This is a genomic window from Bacteroides sp. OM05-12 (assembly GCF_003438995.1).
GTDB lineage: Bacteria > Bacteroidota > Bacteroidia > Bacteroidales > Bacteroidaceae > Bacteroides.
This window is the reverse complement of the sequence record NZ_QSUN01000003.1, coordinates 53,760-75,101: the sequence shown is the minus strand read 5'-3', so window position 1 is coordinate 75,101 and position 21,342 is coordinate 53,760. Positions and strand designations below refer to the sequence as shown.

Annotated in this window: 13 protein-coding genes; 6 read left to right on the top strand and 7 right to left on the bottom strand. The window is 36.1% G+C overall.

All coding sequences use genetic code 11. The annotated features are described in order from the left end of the window. Positions 1-10: 10 nt before the first annotated feature. Positions 11-1,759 (bottom strand): T9SS type A sorting domain-containing protein, encoded by a 1,749-nt coding sequence (locus DXB63_RS03695; protein ID WP_122125049.1) that lies wholly within the window; start codon positions 1,757-1,759, stop codon positions 11-13. Between the two features lie 43 nt (positions 1,760-1,802). Next, on the bottom strand, positions 1,803-3,527 hold the full coding sequence (locus tag DXB63_RS03690; protein WP_122125048.1) for an Omp28-related outer membrane protein: 1,725 nt from the start codon (positions 3,525-3,527) through the stop codon (positions 1,803-1,805). Positions 3,528-3,829: 302 nt separating this feature from the next. Here DXB63_RS03690 and DXB63_RS03685 point away from each other — a divergent pair, with 302 nt between their 5' ends. After that, the gene (locus DXB63_RS03685) at positions 3,830-5,650 is read left to right on the top strand and encodes a tetratricopeptide repeat protein (RefSeq protein WP_122125047.1); all 1,821 of its coding nucleotides are present in this window, start codon (positions 3,830-3,832) and stop codon (positions 5,648-5,650) included. Between the two features lie 788 nt (positions 5,651-6,438). Here DXB63_RS03685 and trxB read toward each other — a convergent pair. From trxB to DXB63_RS03670, 3 genes are all read right to left on the bottom strand, one after another. Beyond that, the gene (gene trxB, locus DXB63_RS03680) at positions 6,439-7,392 is read right to left on the bottom strand and encodes a thioredoxin-disulfide reductase (protein WP_122125046.1); all 954 of its coding nucleotides are present in this window, start codon (positions 7,390-7,392) and stop codon (positions 6,439-6,441) included. A gap of 121 nt (positions 7,393-7,513) precedes the next feature. Beyond that, positions 7,514-8,152, bottom strand: a complete 639-nt coding sequence (locus DXB63_RS03675; protein ID WP_122125045.1) for a LolA-like putative outer membrane lipoprotein chaperone — start codon at positions 8,150-8,152, stop codon at positions 7,514-7,516. Next, the gene (locus tag DXB63_RS03670; RefSeq protein ID WP_122125044.1) at positions 8,149-10,611 is read right to left on the bottom strand and encodes a DNA translocase FtsK; all 2,463 of its coding nucleotides are present in this window, start codon (positions 10,609-10,611) and stop codon (positions 8,149-8,151) included. Before DXB63_RS03670 ends, DXB63_RS03675 begins: the two co-directional genes overlap by 4 nt. A gap of 106 nt (positions 10,612-10,717) precedes the next feature. Between DXB63_RS03670 and DXB63_RS03665 the strand changes: the two genes are divergently transcribed. The 5 genes from DXB63_RS03665 to DXB63_RS03645 all read left to right on the top strand — a co-directional run bounded on the left by DXB63_RS03665 (position 10,718) and on the right by DXB63_RS03645 (position 17,795). Then, positions 10,718-11,290, top strand: a complete 573-nt coding sequence (locus DXB63_RS03665; protein WP_122125043.1) for a DUF5063 domain-containing protein — start codon at positions 10,718-10,720, stop codon at positions 11,288-11,290. Beyond that, entirely contained in the window at positions 11,287-11,916 is a 630-nt protein-coding gene (locus tag DXB63_RS03660; RefSeq protein ID WP_122125042.1) for a 3'-5' exonuclease, read from the top strand. The genes DXB63_RS03665 and DXB63_RS03660 overlap by 4 nt, the downstream gene beginning before the upstream one ends. 1 nt (position 11,917) lies before the next feature. Further along, on the top strand, positions 11,918-13,102 hold the full coding sequence (locus DXB63_RS03655) for a class I SAM-dependent rRNA methyltransferase (protein WP_122125041.1): 1,185 nt from the start codon (positions 11,918-11,920) through the stop codon (positions 13,100-13,102). Between the two features lie 308 nt (positions 13,103-13,410). Then, positions 13,411-16,152 carry a SusC/RagA family TonB-linked outer membrane protein gene (locus DXB63_RS03650; RefSeq protein WP_122125040.1) on the top strand — a complete coding sequence of 914 codons (2,742 nt, stop codon included), beginning with the start codon at positions 13,411-13,413 and terminating at the stop codon, positions 16,150-16,152. A gap of 11 nt (positions 16,153-16,163) precedes the next feature. Next, complete coding sequence (locus DXB63_RS03645) at positions 16,164-17,795, top strand: RagB/SusD family nutrient uptake outer membrane protein (RefSeq protein ID WP_122125039.1); 1,632 nt, start codon at positions 16,164-16,166, stop codon at positions 17,793-17,795. 47 nt (positions 17,796-17,842) lie between these two features. Here DXB63_RS03645 and DXB63_RS03640 read toward each other — a convergent pair whose 3' ends face one another. Together DXB63_RS03640 and DXB63_RS03635 are read right to left on the bottom strand one after the other, a co-directional pair. Beyond that, the gene (locus DXB63_RS03640) at positions 17,843-19,612 is read right to left on the bottom strand and encodes a helix-turn-helix domain-containing protein (protein WP_122125038.1); all 1,770 of its coding nucleotides are present in this window, start codon (positions 19,610-19,612) and stop codon (positions 17,843-17,845) included. Between the two features lie 402 nt (positions 19,613-20,014). After that, positions 20,015-21,277, bottom strand: coding sequence for a lipopolysaccharide assembly protein LapB (locus tag DXB63_RS03635; protein ID WP_122125037.1), 1,263 nt, complete (start codon positions 21,275-21,277; stop codon positions 20,015-20,017). Positions 21,278-21,342: the final 65 nt, after the last annotated feature.

The window sequence follows — 21,342 nt, the reverse complement described above, 5'->3', positions numbered from 1 at the left end:
GTTTTAGTAATTATTTTACAAGAATGCGAATAGATTTACTTCCTTCTGAAGTTGTGAGAGTTGCTATGTAAACGCCGCTACTTATATTTTCTGTATTCCAGTTTATTGTTTGCGTACCACCATCTAATTGATTATTAAATGCACTGGCTATCTTTTGTCCGGAAAGCGAGTAAATACTGAGGTCTACTAAACCTGCTTTACCGTTAGTTACGGTAAACTGGATAGAATTTGTATACGTAGATGCTAGTAAGTCAACTGTTTGATTCGCATTAATTGTTTCGATTGCAACAGGAACGCCTAATGTCCCATCTATATTAACACATTGCATATATGATATACCATCATATGCAGTCTCTTCATCTGCTTTCTTGTCACGTTGGTCTTTCCACATTGTAATCCAATGATCCCCATTAATTAGTGGAGAAGTGGTCAAATTAGCTTTCTCGGCAGTTGGGGAAGTGATTGTAATTGTTTGGTCTTGCCATATAAAACTCCCGTCATCTCCGTTTACTTTTGTAGCATAAGCTCCTACTTGTCCGTAAGCTCCGTATCTCAGCATATAAAAAGCAACAACTTCTCCGTCACCTGCCGATTGTAATGTGTAATATCCAACGGATTTGTCGTCTGCTAACGGCACGATATCTATGCCTTCCGGATCCCACATCAGCTCGCCTGTCATTGCTACTTTTTGCATTTTAATTCCTTGCCATGTTTGTCCGCCGGCGCTTGTTTCTCTCCAAAGGACATATAAACAATTTGTTTTTTGGTCATATAGCATATCCGGAGTAAACTTTCTTATATACTCTGTTGTTCCTACCGTTTGCCCGTCTATACCGGCAGAAAAAGCTAATTTTCCATCTGGATTAACATAAGAGACATAAGTTGATTCGTAATTCGTGAAATAACGGTCATCATACCAACCTACAAATACGCCACCTCGAGGATCTGGCGCCACCTTTAAAATAACGTGTAATGGAATTGCCGGAAATCCTCCTTTATAGATTCGTGCGTCTTCTTCCCATACGGAAGCACCGTCAAAATCTATTTTACGAGCCATAATATCTTGGTTCGTTCCCTTAGCATATACAAGTATGATTTGATTGTTGCCTGCATCCGTGAGATAAGGATAAGTATACCGTACATTATCTTCTTTCAAGTAAACGGATTCTTCCCATAAGAATTCTTTGTCCTTAGAAATACATTCCATTTGAATGCATATCTGATCACCATAATCTTTTTCCCATGCAAATACATAGCTTCCATCTGTACGTTGTACCATGCTTAGCGCTGCTTCAAAGTCATTAGAATGTCCCTTTTCCAAATCAAGACCTTCTTCTCCCCAAAGCATTTCACCAGTAGGAGAAACTTTATATATGGTATAAGATAAATATTGTAGGTTATCAGGTGAATTGCGACAGTCAGAAACAGCCAATAAAGCGTTCCCATCATCATCAATCATTAATATATCATTAACCATAGTATAAGTTCGAGTCCTTTCCGCAGTAATAACTTTTCCTTCTTCCGGAAGTAGTTTATTACCTGCCTGATCAATGATCTGAAGAAAAGTAGTCGTTGTTCCATTTTTAGGACCATTATAATGGAGGAATGTAATTCCGTCCTTATTTACCCCAAATTCTGTGCTGTAAACTGTTTGATCCAAAGGGGTAACTCTGTTATTTACATCTGGACTATTGCTCCATTGTGCCATCGCTGTCATACAACTTAACACAGCTGCAAGTGTTAGTAATGTTTTTCTCATAATTTCTACAATTTGGTGTTGATAATAGTTTTATTTAATTAATCTAACGAATAATCATTTTATGTGTCGTCTCTTTCCCATCTTGATTGATGTTTAATAAATAGATTCCCATAGGAAGTGTAGCTGCTGAAATACTTTGTTTACTGTTTCCACCAGCTATAGTTTGAATGTTTTCATTTATTAAACATTTACCTGTTATTGAATAGATAGAAATATTAGCTTTTCCCGTATTCTCTGTTTTGAAACCGATTTCTATTAATTTATGTATCGGATCAAAAGAAACAATTGTATTATTATCTATTCCAATGGGGGAAATAGAGGAGGGTGACAACGCTTGGAAGAATGTTCTCGCTCCAAAACCTGTTATACTAAAGTTTTGTTCTACTAATGATTGGTTGGATGTATAAATCTTATAAGAACCTTTAGGTAATTGCATACCGTCTCCCCATTCGTCGGTTATTTCAAAACAATAAATTTGGTCTAATTCTAATTCAGCTGTTTCTTCATAAGTTGCTTTTGTATCGGTAATATAAGGACCGAATTCTTTTACAATGTTGCCGTTACGATCTCTGATTACAAATGTATTTTCATCTGCATATAAGTCTGTTACTAACGTAATAGTAATGTTTGGCGTACCTTTTAAGGGAGAATTGAAACTTCCTTCTAATGAATTTCCTGTGATATTCTGCCCGTTTATTGTAGTTAGTTTAACCTCATATTCGTTTGTCTCTTTTATTTCATAAGGAGAAGCATGAATAGTTATAGGTAATGTTTCGAATGCATTAATATGACCTTCCCATGCAGCATCCTGTTTCTCTCCATTAATTGTAACTTGGAAACCGGCAGATGTGATAGGTTGATTTGATTCATTTTTTAATTTAGCCTCGAAGAAATTGTACGCATAACGTGATTTAACTTCCATCATAGGTGTAAGAAGTGTTGCACCCAATGGCTTCTCATAATTAGTATAAGTTGGTTTTCCTCCGGTAACATTTAGAACTTCTGTTTTATCTGTACACAAAAAGGCTACAACTTCAATATTTTCAGCTTTGACTTCTGTACCTTTTATATCGTTAGGTAATGTATAAGTATAAGTACGTGTGAAATATTCCCCTTTTTTAGGAGTCTCGATTATATCTCCCCATTCTTGAGTAATATATCCACGTAGCATATGCTGATGCATATATTCATCTCCCATAGCTGCACCGTTTTGGGGACCTTTAATCGCGGATTGTGTCCATGCTACATTCAATAAATGTGAAGGCTCTGTAACTTCTCCTGTATAATATCCTTCTACGGTAACCTTTAGCTCGCGATTATTACCATTGAATTCGCTTTTCATCCAAAGATTAACCAAAGCATCTTCTTGATGAATTTTTTTTCCGTTTTTAGTCCAATCAGCACGTCCTGTAATGATAGAACTACCACTAAATACATGGCGATTAATAGTTCCACATGGATAACCAGCTTGACTTGCTCCTAATTCTACATCTAATATATCACCTATATCCGTACGGAAATCAGGTTCATCACTACCCGGGATGGAATAATTTCCAGAGTGTATTGCTATTACGTAGACATTTTCTGGCTTAGCTGTTAATAATGTATTAGCTATGGCATGGCCTTGAGGGCAATATCCACAATGAATACCCGTAAACTCTTCTAATAAAATGTTCCTTTTTTGAACGTTTGTTGGCACTTCATATCCATATATAGGATGGATAGTTAATAAAGCCAGTACTAGATAAGAAAGTAATAAATGTTTCATGCGCTTATAGTTTGTAAATTCATATTGTACCTTTCTTTCGTTATCTCAAATTTAGGTTTTAGCTTTCATTTTGCCTAATTAAGTACCATTGTTTGACTACGCTAAATATTTATATAAATGTTTTTTTCTACGCCAATATGGTATAAAATATTATAAATTAAGTATTTAGCTGACTTTTTAAAAGAACAGTTTTTTAGGTAAAATAGAAAATAAAAGAGCAAAAAGCGTATTTATATTGTTTTTTCATTATATTTGTTTCCTTGAAATTATCAATAAATAGAACCATTATATAATAAAATAGCATGAAAGTAAGGCGTTTCTCTTATAAATTGTTTAATTTGAAAATAGCTATTTTTCTATTGTTTTTTCATTTTTCTATCCCTATTTATGTCATGGCAAGAGATCGGAAATGCAATATTCTAGAAAATGCGAGGCAATTGGTCTTTCAAAAAGGAGAGGGAAGTGAGGATGCAAAACTAATGCTATTAAGACTTGACTCTTTGATTAATAGCGATGTTGTTCCGGAAAATATTTATGTACAGGCTGTTAATGGGGTTGGAACATTGTTTCGTAAGCAAGGAAAGATAATTTATGCTGTGGAATTGTATTTAGAAGCTGTGTCTTGTTATGAGCAAAAAAAAGAACTAACGGATGACGAAAAGCAGGCTTTAATACAGTTTTATATACCCCTCGGGGCTTCTCATGAGGAACTAGGTATGTGGAATAGAGCAATGGATTTTTATATGAAAGCATTATCAATATCCGAAGATTATAATTATGAAACATATAAAGCAATGATTTATAATAATATAGGCGCAATTTATTATAATCGTGAGGAATTTGAAAAGGCTGAGGAGTATGTGCTTAAAGCTTTGGAAATCAATAAGAAAACTGGAAATAAAAAGGAATTATTCAATAATTATAATAATCTGGGCGGAATCTATGTACAGAGAAAGGAACAGGATAAAGCTTTGGATTATGCGCTCCAAGCGATACAATTGCTTGATAATGAAAATGATGCGTATCTTTATTATTTTATGCAAACTAATATTGCCAGTTTGTATTTGTCAAAGAAGGACAATATATTGGCGATCAGTTATCTGAAAAATGCAATGGTTCATCAACAGCAATTTGGTTTTAAATCGGATTTAATACAAACTTATAGTGTTTTAGCTGAGGCATATGAAAGAATGGGTAGGAGGGATTCTACACAAATTTATTTGGAAAAAGCACTATGGCAGGCTAAAGAACTGAATAATAAATATGTGGAAGGAATGATTCAGCGTAATTTGGCTTCATTCTATAAAAGAATAGGGAATACAGATAAGGCGTATACGGCCTTGTTGGAATCAATGCAGGTTAATGATTCCATATCTGAGGTAGACAATCGTAAGAAGATGAATGATATGGAGAAGATATATGATGCAGATAAAAAAGTTCGGGAGAATGAATTGCTGATCAAGGATATAACATTACAAAAAGTTACTTCGGATCGTTTATGGATTTTTATGGCTTCAGTGACTATTTTATTGATAATAACCATTTTATTATTGGTGACTCGTGCGCGTAATAAAGAGAAGGAAAGAAAGACACAAGCATTACTTGTACAGCAGCAGACTGCTCTTTATGAGAAAGAGAAAGAACTGCAACAGCAAAAGGAACAGGAACTTAATTATACAATTGATCAACGGAATAGAGAATTGACTTCTTATACTTTGTATATGGTGAAAACCAATGAGTTTATATCTGACATAAATGAAGAATTAAAACATTTGTTATTGGAACTTAATCCTAAGGACAGGTCTCATAAACAGCATTTGCAACAGATATTAAGTAAGCTGCAACAGCAAAATACGACCAATAATTGGAATGAATTCCGTTATTATTTTGAACAGGTGCATCCTTCTTTCTATGAGAATCTGGAGAAACGATATCCGGATTTGACGATAAAAGAAAAACGTTTATGTGCCTTTTTACGGTTAGGATTGTCTTCAAAAGATATTTCTGCAATAACGTTTAAGGAGGTTCGTAGCGTGGAATCTGCACGGAATCGGTTGCGGAAGAAATTAGGAATGACTCCGGACGGGAATCTTACTGAGTTCTTGAGTCAGAATCTATCTTAATTATAGGTACGGTCGATCATTTACGAACGATAGGAGTTTGTAAACAAACGACCGTATGTTTGTTTTTAATCGTCCTTATGTCTTTTTTCTTCTTCCTATATGCGGCTTTTAGTGACAAGTGACAGGAATGACAGGCTTTTTAAAAGATATATAGTGATTAATATATAATAGGTATAGTGTATATACTACTATATATCTATATATAAGTTTATGAAAACCGCTGTCATTTCTGTCACTTGTCACTGTTTCAAACAACCCGATGTTTTTAAAAAACACCCTGATGTTTGTTTGCAATCATCGGGGTGTTTGAAAAAAACATCAAGGTCATTTTTATAAATTTCGTGATGGTTTATCTATATACTCAAGAAATATGCCTGGAAACGAATTATCTTCGTTTGTTCTTTCATCTTTCAGTTTTGGATGTTTTGCTTGATTATTAATAAATTAGGCTGAACCTTTTAGGGGGATAAAGGTTCAGCCTGAATAAGGGTAGGTCTTTTTTTGACTTATACAAAATAATGAGAGGTCAAAACTTTCTCAATTCCCCCGCTTGAGCGGGGGATAGGGTGTGTGTGAATTTTCTAACAGTTTAATAATCAAAGAAAGATCACACACCCCTTAATCCCCGCTCAAGCGGGGAAACTTGGATGCTTTGACTTTTGATTCATTCCGGTATTTCTAATCATTCAGTCTAATCTGCTATGTATCAGTCTAAAATATGAAGACTGAAGGATGAAACTTACAGAGGAAACAGTGTGTCGATACCTGATTGGGCTGTTGATGAAAGTCTAAACAGACTTTAATAGACCTAATTCTGACAGATATCTTTCTGCTTCAATAGCAGCTTTGCATCCGCTTCCGGCAGCTGTGATAGCTTGACGGTAATGAGGATCAGCCACATCTCCGGCTGCAAAAACACCCGGTACACATGTTCTGGGCGAATCGGGCTCGGTAATGATATAGCCTACTTCATCCGTTTCAATATATGGTTTGAATATATCGGAGTTAGGCTTGTGACCGATAGCGAGGAAGAATCCGTCAATCGGTAAGTCGTAACGCTTTTCTACTCCGGCTACATTCTCTAATAGGTGAACGCCTTCTACACCATTTTCTCCGTATAGCCCCACTGCATTGTGGTTGAATAGAATGACGATGTTTTCGTTCTCCATTACGCGTTGTTGCATGATTTTTGAAGCACGTAGATAAGACTTCCGGACAATCAAATAGACCTTAGATGCGAGTCCGGCAAGATAGAGCGCTTCTTCGCAAGCTGTATCACCGCCACCTACTACCGCTACGACTTTTTTACGGTAGAAGAATCCATCGCAAGTGGCGCATGCACTCACTCCCATACCTGCATATTTCTGTTCGTCCGGTAATCCTAAATATTTGGCTGTAGCCCCGGTAGCTATAATTAAAGTTTCCGTTTCGATGACTTTCTCATCATCAATCGTTATTTGGTAAGGACGTTTGCTTAAATCGGCGGCAGTGGCTATGCCGTAACGGATATCCGTACCGAAACGTGTTGCCTGTGCTCTTAAATCTTCCATTAAAGCTGTTCCGCTGATACCTTCAGGATATCCCGGGAAGTTTTCTACATCAGTAGTTGTTGTGAGTTGTCCGCCCGGTTGCAATCCTTCGTAAAGAACAGGACACAGATTTGCTCTTCCTGCATAAATAGCGGCTGTATAGCCTGCAGGGCCAGAACCGATAATCAGACATTTGGTTGTTTCTTTTTCCATAATTTTGTATTGTTAGGTATGTAAATAATCTCTTTTTTCGGGAACAAAATTAAGTATCCGAAAGTTCTTTTGCAACTGATACTATTTATCCTTATATAGAATATTTTTATAAGGTAACATTCTACCTCAAATCAATTTCTTCGACATCAGGGTATTTCTTTTTGTCGAAAATGAACATCTTATCGGAAAATACTTGTTTTATATGGTACGCTGTAATTGTTATTTTACTCAAACTTCCATTGTCTTGCATCACTTCAATAAAAAGAGGATGGAATGTTTGCTTATCTATATATAAGGTAACAAAAGATATTCCGTTCTTAGCGGTGACCGGAGTAAAAGTTACTTCATATATAGGTTTATTCCGGAATGTTTTTGCTTTTCCGAGTTCATAGGTAAAGCCTTTCTTGTATGTACTTAATAATAAGTAAGGATTGATTGTTTGCAACTCTTCCCGAGTAGGATTGCTGATGTTTACTTCACCGGAAGTAACAACATAGCTCCATTGCGTCTTCCCGTCAAACCAAGTAATACTTTCGGGAGTATCCATCACGAATTTTTCTCCTTTAATACAAATCGTTCCGTCTGTTTGTCCTTTCGGACGACCTTGTTCTGATACTTGCAAGTTGAACTCTGCTTTTACTCCACTATCTTTGATAAAGGTAGAGGATGCCTTGTCCAATATACTTTTGGCATTGTCTTGTGCTTCGGAAAGTAGTATACTTGCAAAGGTGAATAGAAGGAATAGGCTTATTTTTTTCATTGTTGCAAATTGTTTAGTCTCATTTCCAAATCATTTTCGTCCATGCAAAGTACATCTCTTGCTTTGCTACCTTGGGTAGGACCTACAATTCCTGCTTTTTCCAGTTGGTCCATAATGCGTCCGGCACGGTTGTAACCGATTGAAAATTTACGTTGAATTAATGATGTTGAGCCTTGTTGATGAATAACAATCAGTCGGGCTGCTTCTTCAAACATCGGGTCGAGACGATTCATATCCACGTCAGCCAAACCATTGTTATCGCTTTCTTCGCCTACATATTCCGGTAGGAAGAAAGGAGTAGGATAACCTTGCTGATGACTGATATATTCCGTTATTTCTTCCACTTCGGGTGTGTCTACAAAGGCGCATTGTACACGAACCGGGTCGCTGCCTTGCAAGAACAACATATCTCCCCGTCCGATAAGCTGATTGGCTCCCGGACGGTCAAGAATGGTGCGTGAGTCCATCATAGATGAAACGCGGAAAGCAACACGGGCAGGGAAGTTCGCCTTGATAGTTCCGGTAATGATATTGGTTGTAGGCCTTTGGGTGGCAATAATCATGTGGATACCGATGGCACGGGCTAATTGGGCAATACGGGCTATCGGGAGTTCCACCTCTTTGCCGGCAGTCATAATCAAATCTCCGAACTCGTCGATGATAACTACGATATAAGGCATATATTTATGTCCTTTTTCCGGATTTAATTTCCGGTTAATGAATTTCTCGTTGTATTCCTTAATATTGCGAACATGCGCTTTCTTTAGTAGGTCATAACGGGTATCCATTTCGATACAAAGTGAGTTCAGCGTATGTACTACTTTTGTGAAGTCGGTTATAATCGCTTCTTCGCCATCCGGCAACTTCGCCAAGAAGTGTTTCTCTATTGTGGAATAGATACTGAACTCTACTTTCTTGGGGTCGATTAATACGAATTTTAGTTCGGCCGGGTGTTTCTTATATAATAAGGAGGTAATGATGGCATTCAAACCGACTGATTTACCTTGTCCGGTAGCACCTGCCACCAGAACGTGCGGCATCTTACAGAGATCCACCATAAATACTTCATTCGTGATAGTCTTTCCAAAAGCAATGGGCAGGTCATACGTAGATTCCTGGAATCGTTTCGAACCGATAACCGATTGCATGGATACAATTTTAGCATCAGAGTTAGGAACTTCAATACCGATTGTGCCTTTACCCGGTATCGGTGCGATGATACGGATACCAAGTGCTTTAAGGCTCAAAGCGATGTCGTCTTCCAAGCCACGAATCTTTGAAATACGTACTCCTGACTCGGGTGTGATTTCATATAATGTGATAGTAGGACCTACGGTTGCTTTGATTGTATTAATTTCAATACCAAAACTCCTTAAAATATTGATAATACGGTTTTTATTCGCATTTTGCTCCTCCATATTAATGGTAGGTTCGCTATTATCATACCGTTTCATTAAGTCCAATGTAGGATAATGATAGTTCTCCAAATCCAATTTAGGATTATAGGGTTCCAGATTCGGTCCGTTATACTCTTCATCCTCGTCAGACCCCCCTGTCTCTATGGTGATCTTTGGCTCTTTTTCTTCTGTCTCTTTTTTAGTTGTCTCCGGTATAATTATTTCTTCCTGAGCACTTTCTATCCAATCCTCATCCTCCTCATTGTTCTTATTTGTTTCCGGTTCCGACTCTTTCATATCGGCAGATACAGGTGGTTGTTGCGTATATGTCTTCGTGAAGGTTACCGTTTGAGGTTGAGGATCTGCAATTTCTATCTGTTCTTCCGTATTGTCTGACTCCGTTTGTTCTTCCTGATTTGCTTTTTCTTTACGTTTTAAGAACGAAGGTTTGAATGCCTTTCTTAGAATAATGATTGTTTGTGTGCTTAAATAAATAAAGAAACATAGGGCTGATACGAGCAATATCAACCATACACCCGGTATCCCAACCTGTGAAACAAGCCATTTGCTGACATTATATCCATGAAGTCCGCCCGGATAAATGAAACTGTTGCTAAAAGCATCTCCAAGTGTAAATCCTAAAAATATAGAAAACCATACAAGTAGTAAAGAGCAACATATAAACCATTTCCACAAACGGAATTGATAGGCTTTCATCAGTTTCATTCCCGCTACGGCAAGGAAAATAATGATAAAGAAAGAGGATATGCCGAAACATCCGTTTATTAAATAGTCCGCAAGTTGCGCTCCGCGTGCTCCTGCATAGTTCTTTACGTGATTGTCTGTAGATAGTAATTGTTCGGTAGTATGATTCTCTAGTATACTTTGGTCGGCAGAACCCGTAAAAAAGAACGAAGCAAAAGCCAACAACAGATATACAGAGAATATAACCATTATCAAACCGATAATGAAATGTAGTGTCTCATTCTTGAAAATAGTTGTAAATTTGTTTGTTTTAACCGGTTTCAATTCCGGCCCTTTATCTGTTTTCTTCTTAGCCATGAAAAAATTCCTTTTATGATGATTCTGCAAATGTACACGAAAATCATTAATTAATGTCTTAACTTAATCCCTTTTTTAGTAACTTTGCATTTCAAATTTGAAGAATATGGAAAAGAATACTCAGGTTATATTCGATAGGAACACAGTAGAGTTTGTTACTGTTGCGGCTGAATTCTGTGCTTTTTTGGAGCGTTCGGAAAGGATGAAGCGTTCTGTCTTTGTCGATACAACTTTAAAAATACTGCCTTTACTTTATTTAAAAGCATCTATGCTTCCTGAGGTAGAAACGATAAATGAGGATACTCCCGAGAGTTTTGTGACCGAAGAAGATTATGAAGTTATCCGTTTGACAATCGCTTCCATAATGGCAGAAAAAGATGATTACCTGGAAGTGTTTTTACAAGATATGGCATATAGTGATACTCCCATAAAAGCAACAATATCGGAAGACCTTGCCGATATATATCAGGATATAAAGGATTTTGTAAGCGTTTACCGTTTAGGATTCGATGAGACAATGAACGATTCTTTGGCTGTATGCAAAGAAAACTTTGGCCTATATTGGGGGCAAAAATTGGTGAATACGTTGAGAGCTTTGCATGATGTAAAATATAATGTGAAAGATGAGGATATTGAAGATGAAGAGGGTGACGATGAAGATATGAATGATATGTTATGATTGTAAGAAGAACAATATCTAAAGAAGAAATATCCCAAATGCCGAAGGCTAGTTTTCCGGGGAAAATAGTTGTGGTGCAAACAGAACAAGAGGCGGAAAAGGCAATCCGTTTTCTTAATGAGCAACCGATAATCGGACTTGATACGGAAACACGCCCTTCATTTACGAAAGGGCAATCGCATAAGGTTGCATTGTTGCAAGTATCTACAAAAGATATTTGTTTCCTTTTTCGATTGAATATGATTGGAATGCCGGATTCGATAATTAGCTTTTTGGAGAATCCTTCCGTAAAGAAAATAGGTTTATCCTTGAAAGATGATTTTATGGCATTGCATAAACGGGTGGATTTCAAGCAACAAGCCTATGTGGAATTGCAGGATTATGTAAAGTCTTTTGGTATTCAGGATAAAAGTTTGCAAAAAATATATGCTATTTTGTTTGCACTTAAGATATCCAAATCGCAACGACTGTCTAATTGGGAAGCAGATGTGCTGAGTGATGCACAGAAAATGTATGCTGCAACGGATGCCTGGGCTTGTTATAATATTTATAACTTGTTGCAGGAGTTGCAACGGACGGGGAATTATGAGAAAGAAAAAGTAATTGAAACTGTAGATAAAGAATGATATGAGTTATAAAAAAGTATATCTGAAGCCGGGAAAAGAAGAGTCGTTGAAGCGTTTTCATCCATGGGTGTTTTCAGGAGCAATTCATCGTATTGAAGGAGAACCGGAAGAAGGGGAAGTGGTGAATGTTTATACTTCTAAAAATGAATTTATAGCAATGGGGCATTTTCAAATAGGAAGTATTGCCGTGCGTGTGATCTCTTTTCTTGAAGAAGATGTAAATAAGGATTTCTGGAAAAGAAAACTTGCTATTGCTTATGATTTACGTAAGAGAATTGGATTGGCTGATAATCCGACAAATAATACTTTCCGTTTAGTACATGGTGAGGGAGATAATCTTCCGGGGCTGATTATTGATATTTATGATAAAACGGCTGTTATGCAGGCTCATTCTGCCGGTATGCATGTTTACCGGATGGAATTGGCTGAAGCTCTTTCTGAAGTAATGGAAGGTCGTATTGAGAATATCTATTATAAATCGGAAACGACATTACCTTATAAAGCTGATTTAGGTCCGGAAAATGGTTTCTTGAAAGGTGGAAGCCCTGAGAATATAGCAATAGAGTATGGTTTGAAGTTTTATGTAGATTGGTTGAAAGGACAAAAGACCGGTTTTTTTGTCGATCAACGGGAAAATCGTGCTTTATTGGAAAAATATGCCAAAGATCGTAATGTGCTGAATATGTTTTGCTATACCGGTGGCTTTTCTTTCTATGCAATGAGGGGAGGAGCTAAGTTAGTACATTCGGTAGATAGTTCTGCTAAAGCAGTTGACTTGACCAATAAGAATGTAGAATTAAATTTTCCGGGAGATCCGCGTCATACGGCATATGCAGAAGATGCGTTTAAATATCTGGATAGGATGGGAGACCAGTATGATTTGATTATACTAGATCCTCCGGCTTTTGCAAAACATAAAGATGCCTTGCGTAATGCTTTGCAGGGTTATAGGAAATTGAACGCAAAGGCTTTTGAAAAGATTAAGCCCGGAGGTATTTTATTTACTTTTTCTTGTTCGCAAGTGGTAACAAAGGATAATTTTCGTACGGCAGTTTTTACTGCGGCAGCAATGGCTGGTAGGAGTGTACGCATACTTCATCAGTTAACTCAACCGGCGGATCATCCGGTAAATATTTATCATCCTGAGGGTGAGTATTTAAAAGGTTTGGTTCTTTATGTAGAGTAGTTTATATTGTTTAGAATAGATTGAAATATTAATAATTCTTAATTGAAAGAAGAATTCTCTTTAAATATCATGTTTAAAAACATAAAACACATATCTTTGCACTGTGTTTTTCATGGTATTAGATTTAAGGTTAATGAAGGTTGGTTGTCGTGACGACAATCAATTTTTTTTGTTTTATCCCCTACCTGTTCTTTTATTTTTCTCTTTGTCATTCTTCTCCGTTGAAAATAATCTATTGTTTTTTTAAATCCAAAATGATACATTTGTAATGTTTCCTTGTTATATAGTTAACTTTAAACGATTAGTCTATGAAAACAATACAACCTGTATGCTTGAAAATCCTTTTCGTTATTTCTTTTTTAATTTGGTTGCAGCCTGATACTTGGGCACAGGAATTACGCTTGTTGCCACTTGATTCTATTATAACGGTTGGTTATGCTACCGGGAACCGGAAAACTATTTCCGGATCTGTGGAGCGGATAACCGAACAAGGAATGAATAGAGATCAGATTACTAATCCTTTGGAGGCTTTGCGCGGGCGTATTGCCGGATTGACGATTCAGAAAGGAAATAATGGTCCGGCAGCTTTGGATGCTGTGCGGCTCCGTGGTACCACATCTTTAACGAGTGGGAATGATCCTTTAATTATTGTGGATGGGGTGTTTGGTGACTTGAATATGCTTATGTCTATATATCCTGCTGATATTGAAAACTTTACTATTTTGAAAGATGCTTCGGAAACTGCTCAATACGGTTCTCGAGGTGCTTCCGGCGTTATTGAAATTACGACAAAGAAGGGTGTTAACAGTAAAACTCAGGTTAATTATAACGGAAGTTTCGGGGTTGCATCGGTTTATAAGAATCTGAGAATGTTGTCGGCAGATGAATTTCGCGACTTTGCAAAGGAGCAAGGTATTGCAATTCTTGATAAAGGAAATAATACCGACTTTCAGAAGGAAATAGAGCAAACAGGATTGCAGCAAAACCACCATATCGCTTTTTATGGAGGTTCGGATGCCTCCAGTTATCGTATCTCGTTAGGATTTGTGGATAGGCAGGGAATTATTTTGAATGAGGATATGAAGAACTTTACTTCTAATATGAACATGATGCAAAAGATGTTTGATGGTTTTGTGAAATGTGAAATAGGGATGTTTGGTTCTATTCAAAAGAATCGGAATATTGTAGATTATCAGAAAACTTTTTATTCGGCGGCAACTTTTAATCCTACTTATCCGGATCATAAGAATGCAGAAACGGGCGCCTGGGATCAGATAACGAATGCCAGTCAGATAACCAATCCATTGGCTTGGATGGAAGTAAAGGACAAAGATGCCAATTCCTATATCAGTACCCATGCACGTCTGACTTTCAATTTATTGGAAGACTTAAAGCTCATAGCTTTTGGGGCTTATACTTATAATATCATAGAAAATTCTCAGTATTTGCCAACCTCTGTTTGGGCTCACGGGCAGGCATATAAAGGTACGAAGAAATCCGAGACGTTACTGGGGAATTTAATGTTGAACTATATTAAAGACATAAAGAAACACCATTTGGATGCATTGGCTTTAGCCGAGCTGCAGAAAGAAACCTATACGGGTTATTATACAACTTCAACAAACTTCAGTACGGATAAATTGGGATATGACAATTTGCAAGCCGGAGCTGTGCGTCCTTGGGAGGGAACAGGCTCTTATTATGAACAGCCGAAACTGGTTTCTTTTTTAGGACGTTTAAATTATGCATATGCTGATCGATATATATTAACAGTCAATGCCCGTACAGATGCTTCTTCTAAGTTTGGAGTAAACCATAAATGGGGGTTCTTCCCTTCTGTTTCTGCGGCGTGGGTAATAAGTGAAGAACAATTTATGAAACGTTTTTCATGGCTGGATAATTTGAAGTTACGTGTCGGGTATGGCTTATCCGGAAATCAAAATGGGATAGATTCATATACTGCACTCAGGTTAGTAAAACCTAACGGAGTGGTTCCTATTGGTAGTGCTCCTACTGTGACGTTAGCTGAATTGAGTAATACGAATCCTGACTTGAAATGGGAAGTGAAACATACTTTAAATGCAGGAATAGATGTTGCATTGTTGGGAAATCGTTTATTGCTGGCATTGAATTATTATAATTCTAAAACGACTGATATGCTTTATCCGTATGATGTAAGTGTCCCTCCCTATACTTACCCCACTTTATTGGCAAATATGGGTTCTATGCGTAATAAAGGAACGGAGTTGTCAGTCGGTATCACTCCTTTGAAGACTAAAGATATGGAATTAAACATAAATGTAAATCTTACCTTCCAACAGAATAAATTGCTTTCGTTGAGTGGAGATTATAATGGGGAATATTATTCGGCTCCCGAATACAGAAGCTTGTCCGGTCTGGATGGAGCAGGATTTCATGGAGGATATAATCATATCGTTTACCAGATAGTGGGACAACCGCTTGGCGTTTTCTATCTTCCCCATTGTAAAGGACTGATTTCTGATGGTAAAGGCGGCTATACTTATGATATTGCGGATTTGAATGGAGGGGGTGTGAGCCTGGAGGATGGAGAAGACAGATATATTGCCGGACAGGCTGTGCCTAAAACATTATTAGGCTCGAATATAAGTTTTAGGTATAGGAGATTTGATATATCTGTTCAAATCAATGGAGCTTTCGGACATAAAATTTATAATGGAACCTCTTTAACATATATGAATACGAATATATTTCCGGATTATAACATCATGAGAGATGCTGTAAAGTATACTATTAAAGATCAGACAGCAACGGATTATTGGCTGGAGAAAGGGGATTATGTTAATTTTGATTATGTAACGATTGGTTGGGATGTGCCTATGGAGAAGTGTAAATATATAAAGGCTCTTCGTTTGGCATTTACAGTGAACAACTTAGCCACGATAACAGGCTATTCCGGTCTGTCGCCGATGATAAACAGTTCTACTATTAACTCTACAGTGGGAGTTGATGATAAAAGAGGATATCCGTTATCAAGGATATATACGTTAGGTTTGAGCATTAATTTCTAAACGAACAGGCTATGAATTATCGATTTGCATATTTGATTTTCCTTTGTGTCTCTGTTGGAATATTAATTTCCTGTGATGATTTTTTGCGTGAAACTCCTAGAGATAAATTACCTGAAGAAGAAGCATATGAAGATATCTCAAGTCTTTATTTGAATGCAGTTGCTTCTTTATATAACAATATTGGAGGATATAGTGATAGTCAAGGCCTACAGGGTACAGGAAGAGGTGTCTATGACTTAAACACTTTTACAACGGATGAGGCGATAATGCCGGTAAGAGGGGGTGACTGGTATGATGGTGGTTTTTGGCAAGGGCTTTTCCTGCATAAATGGGGTGTTAATAATGATGCGATTCAAGCCACATGGGAATATCTTTATAAAGTTGTTATGCTTTGTAATAAGTCTCTGGAGAAGATAGAACAGTTTCAACAGTCTCATAATGATAATGCTATTCTAGCTTATCAGGCGGAGGTGCGTGCATTGCGTGCGATGTATTATTATTATTTAATGGATTTGTTTGCACGCGTACCTATCGTTGAATCTTCATCCGTTGCAATAAAAGATTTGAAGCAAAATGAACGGAAGGAGGTTTTTTATTTTGTAGTTAATGAATTACAGGAAGTTGCTCCTTTGCTAAATCATAGTCATAGTAATTTGCAAGGAAATTATTATGGCAGGATTACCCGTCCGGTTGCATACTTTTTATTAGCAAAGATGATTTTAAATGTTGAGGTGTATACAGACAATGATTGGACAGACGGTCAGCGTCCGAGTGGAAAAGAGATTTATTTTAATATAGCCGGTAATCAGTTGAATGCCTGGCAGACTGTTGAGGCTTATTGCGATTCTATAACAAAGTGTGGTTATGAATTGGAGAGGGATTATTCTACCAATTTTTTTGTGTTCAATGAATCTTCCGTAGAGAATATTTTTACGATTCCTATGAATAAAAATCTATATACCAATCAGTTCCAATATCTTTTCCGTTCTCGTCATTATAATCATGCAAAGGCGTATGGGCTGGGAGGAGAAAATGGCTCTAGCGCAACGATTGAAGTGTTGCGGACTTTTGGGTATGGAACGAATGAAGAAGATCCGCGTTTTAACAAATGCTATTTTGCCGGAATAGTTTATGACCTAAAAGGGAATGTGGTTACATTGGACGATGGAACTGTTTTAGAATATCTGCCGTGGAATGTTGCTCTTGATGTATCTGATACTCCGTATGAGAAGACTGCCGGTGCGCGTATGAAGAAGTATGAGATAGATGAAACAGCAACAAAAGATGGCAAGTTGATGGAAAATGATATTGTCCTTTTCCGTTATGCGGATGTTTTATTGATGAAGAGTGAAGCTAAAGTGCGTAATGGAGAAAATGGAGATGAAGAGTTGAATCGTGTTCGTGCTCGTAGTGGAGCGGGTTATAGGACTGCGACGTTAGAAAATATATTGGCAGAACGTCAGTTGGAGTTTGCTTGGGAAGGTTGGAGACGTCAGGATTTAATTCGTTTTGGATTATTTACACGTACATATAGTGACCGTCCCCGACTTGCGGGAGAAGAAAATGGTTATACCACAGTGTTTCCAATACCGGAAAAAATAAGGAAGATGAATCTTGCGTTTACTCAAAATATGGGATATTAAATATGTTTTCTTGGAATATTTATTGGATATTTCTTTTTGGGTAAGAATTAAGTATTTCGGTTTGTCTGACAATCCTGAATTTCCATTTTCTTAAATTCCAGTTTCTTTTCCTCTTGTGCCATTCTTTGGAAGATAGAAGGAGTGATCCCTGTGATAGACTTAAATACATTCGTGAAAGTCGTTGTTGACTTATATCCTAGACTTTCGGCTATTGCCTTAATTGTATAATGGCCATAATTATCCAAGTCTGTTAATCGGATTCGTGCTTCTCTTATACGAAATTCATTAATATAAGTATTGAAGTTCTTATGATAAACTTCATTAATGACTTGTGATACATATTTACTATTTGAATTGACCAAAGTCGCTAGCTTGTTTAAAGAAAAATCGTCATTACAAAACTCATACGTGTTTTCCATTATCTGATTAATCGAATCCAATAAAAGTTGTTTTTGTTGGTCTGTCAAGGTGTTTGCTTGGTATTTTAAAGAAGTTTCTGCAGATTTGGTATTTAATGCATCATCTTCTGAAAGGATATCCTTTTCTTGTTTTTGATCTTTTGGGGACATTATTGGAACTGTATGGAGCTTCTCTTCATATTGTTGTCTCAGCTTTTTATTGTCATCATTTGATGCCATAATTTCTTGATTGATATGATACAATTTTTTATAAGCTTGTGATAATGCTCTTTTTTGTTTATAAGTAACAAGCAGGAATACACTGATCAGCAAGAAACCGAATAAGAAACCAAGTAAGCCAAGAGATTGTCTCTTTATTTTCAATTCTTTTTTTTCTTTTTCGCCATAAAGTATAGAGAATTGTTTATTCGTTGTTTCCATTTCATGGATAGCTTGCATGGATTTAACTCTATTAAACTCTCGAGTATTGAAGATAGAATCGGATAATGATAAATATTCACCTTTATACAACAATGATTTTTGAGGATTATCTAGCTTGTTATATAAGGTAGAATAAGCTTTTATACTTTGTACTAAGATGTCGGTTAGTTTATATTCTTGTGCTAATTTATAACATTTGTTGAGATAGTAAAGCGTGGAATCATTATTGTTCATGAGCAGATAGGTTTTATATAACTCTTCGTAAGATGAGCATTCATATCGGGGAGACATTTGATACTTATCGGCGAACTGTAATGATTGTTGAAAGGAATGAACGGCATCACTATATTTTTTTTCATTGATATAGATTAGTCCTTTATTTAGTAAATTGATATAGTTTTTTAGAGTGTCAGTAGAATTCGTCAATTGTTTTGATAGTTGATAATACTTCTTAGCTTCTGATACATTACCGAGGTAATTATAAGCACCGGTAAGGTTAGTATACAAATTGTATTCTTTTTCCTTATTAGGATGGAGTTGATATAATTTATGTGCTCGCTTATAATAACTGATTCCTGTTTCATAGTCAAAAAAAGTACAATAGACACTTCCTATTTTCAAATATATATTTGGTATTATTTGAGGTGCATTACATGATTCACAGATTTTTAATCCTTGAATATAGCAATCAAATGCTTTGGTATAATTACCTTGCAAATAGTAGGCATCGCCTGTTCTAAGAAAACTGGTTATAGATAATTGCTTTTCTTCTTCATTCATTTTATCATGATAGCGTTGGTTTGCGATTGTATAATATACAATCGCAGAATCCGATTCTAGAGGGTAGCAATCCCCTTGCTGAATGATTTCTGAAGTGGATAATACATTTGCTTGTTGAAAAAATGTCTCTTTATTGTTTTGAGAAAATACTGACAAATGAATACTGACAAATAATGTTATTATAGGGAATATCTTCATATATTTAAATTTAGAAGCTAATAATTAAAATAATATTCCATAAAGCATGAATTTATATTATTTAAATCGTTTTTGATGATAGGGTATTCTCGAATAATCGAGATAGCCTATTCTACTTTGGCATAATGCCGAAGATTTATCTGATATAAATGCCGTTCTTTTTATAGAATATTTTCTCAAAAATATATATATATTTTTAATCTAGCTAATATTAGAATCAATTTTCACTTTATCTGGATGCTATATTTTTTAGTCTTGTCTCAAAATAAAAGGAAAAAACTTTTTGTTATATCAACAAAAAGTTTTATTTGACTCAAATCAGTGCTATATACAAATCTGTAATTGTGATATCTGTTTTTCCTAATTTATGGTCAATAACTAAAAATAAAAGATCTAAGAGGTTTATTTTTCATAGACTTCATCTGAATTTTCTTTGAATTTTAATTGTATATCATTAATGGAGTTTTTAGTTTCAGTTAGTTTCTGTTCCGCTCTAGAAATATTATTATATGTTTCTATTAAATGTTTTCGTTGTAAGAATATAATTATTACAAGTAACCCGGCAATAAATAGAAATGCTCCTATAAACCATAGAATTTTACTATAGTGACTTTCTGCTTCTTTTTTTGAAGATATCGGAGATCCGGTGATAATTTTTTCTTCTTCCTTCTTTATTTCAAACAAACGTTGTGTATTCCATGTCTTATAAGACTCTATAGTCTTGAGAACGGAGTCAGAAAGGGAGAGATATTGTTTTTTATACCATAAAGCTTTAGAAGGATTATCCAACATCTCATATAATTTGGAGTAAACATTAAGATTTTCTATTTGATCATTTATCAAATGATTCTGCTCGGCTATTTGTTGGCATTTCCCAATATAGAAAAGCATAGAATCCAATTGATTCAAATATTGGTAAGCATGGTATAATTGAAAATAAGAGGTCGATTCATACTTGGGATCCAACTGATGTTTTTGGACGATACCAACAGATTCTCTGAAAAGGTGTATGGCATCTACATATTTATTCTCGCCTGCCAATATCATTCCATGAAGTAACAGATTCATATAAGTTTTGATCGAATCCTCTGCTACCGTCAGTTTTTCCATATGGGAATAGTATTTTCTAGCTTCTTCTTTCTTTTTTAATAAACTGTAAGCACCTGCTAAATTACATAACAATTTGTATTCGTACTGCTCGTCCGGATACTTACTACACCATTCGTATCCCAATTTATAGTATTCAATTCCCTTTTCATAATCATGAAAGGTGCAATAAATGCTGCCTATATTCAGATAAAAATCCCGAAACGAACTTTGATCTGTACTGTTTTGGCATATTTTTAGTCCATTCATAAAGAAATCCAGTGCATTGGCATAATCTTTTCGGGAATAACAAATGTGCCCAAGTTGAAGGCAGCTTCGGATGCAAAACTGCTTAGAGTATTCGTCCGTATTCTCCTTATTACGGGTGTATAATAGGGAGTATAAAATAAAAGCCGTATCATAATCTTGTTGCTTATAAGTACTATCTGCTTGTTCGCAAAGCATATCAGACGGAACATTATTCCACTGTCTGGAAAGCTTGCCGTACAAATTACCGTCATGTGCGAAAGACATTATGGAACTAGCAAAAAGAACAAAATAAAGAATCACTTTTCCCATTTTTGTATATATAGTATAGGAATAAATTAAAAAAGATAAATGCCGGAGACCAAACCGTCTCCGGC

Bases quoted from the DNA above. Each gene is read 5' to 3' on its own strand.
- DXB63_RS03695 (WP_122125049.1), bottom strand. From the start codon at position 1,759: ATGAGAAAAACATTACTAACACTTGCAGCTGTGTTAAGTTGTATGACA.
- DXB63_RS03690 (WP_122125048.1), bottom strand. From the start codon at position 3,527: ATGAAACATTTATTACTTTCTTATCTAGTACTGGCTTTATTAACTATC.
- DXB63_RS03685 (WP_122125047.1), top strand. From the start codon at position 3,830: ATGAAAGTAAGGCGTTTCTCTTATAAATTGTTTAATTTGAAAATAGCT.
- trxB (WP_122125046.1), bottom strand. From the start codon at position 7,392: ATGGAAAAAGAAACAACCAAATGTCTGATTATCGGTTCTGGCCCTGCA.
- DXB63_RS03675 (WP_122125045.1), bottom strand. From the start codon at position 8,152: ATGAAAAAAATAAGCCTATTCCTTCTATTCACCTTTGCAAGTATACTA.
- DXB63_RS03670 (WP_122125044.1), bottom strand. From the start codon at position 10,611: ATGGCTAAGAAGAAAACAGATAAAGGGCCGGAATTGAAACCGGTTAAA.
- DXB63_RS03665 (WP_122125043.1), top strand. From the start codon at position 10,718: ATGGAAAAGAATACTCAGGTTATATTCGATAGGAACACAGTAGAGTTT.
- DXB63_RS03660 (WP_122125042.1), top strand. From the start codon at position 11,287: ATGATTGTAAGAAGAACAATATCTAAAGAAGAAATATCCCAAATGCCG.
- DXB63_RS03655 (WP_122125041.1), top strand. From the start codon at position 11,918: ATGAGTTATAAAAAAGTATATCTGAAGCCGGGAAAAGAAGAGTCGTTG.
- DXB63_RS03650 (WP_122125040.1), top strand. From the start codon at position 13,411: ATGAAAACAATACAACCTGTATGCTTGAAAATCCTTTTCGTTATTTCT.
- DXB63_RS03645 (WP_122125039.1), top strand. From the start codon at position 16,164: ATGAATTATCGATTTGCATATTTGATTTTCCTTTGTGTCTCTGTTGGA.
- DXB63_RS03640 (WP_122125038.1), bottom strand. From the start codon at position 19,612: ATGAAGATATTCCCTATAATAACATTATTTGTCAGTATTCATTTGTCA.
- DXB63_RS03635 (WP_122125037.1), bottom strand. From the start codon at position 21,277: ATGGGAAAAGTGATTCTTTATTTTGTTCTTTTTGCTAGTTCCATAATG.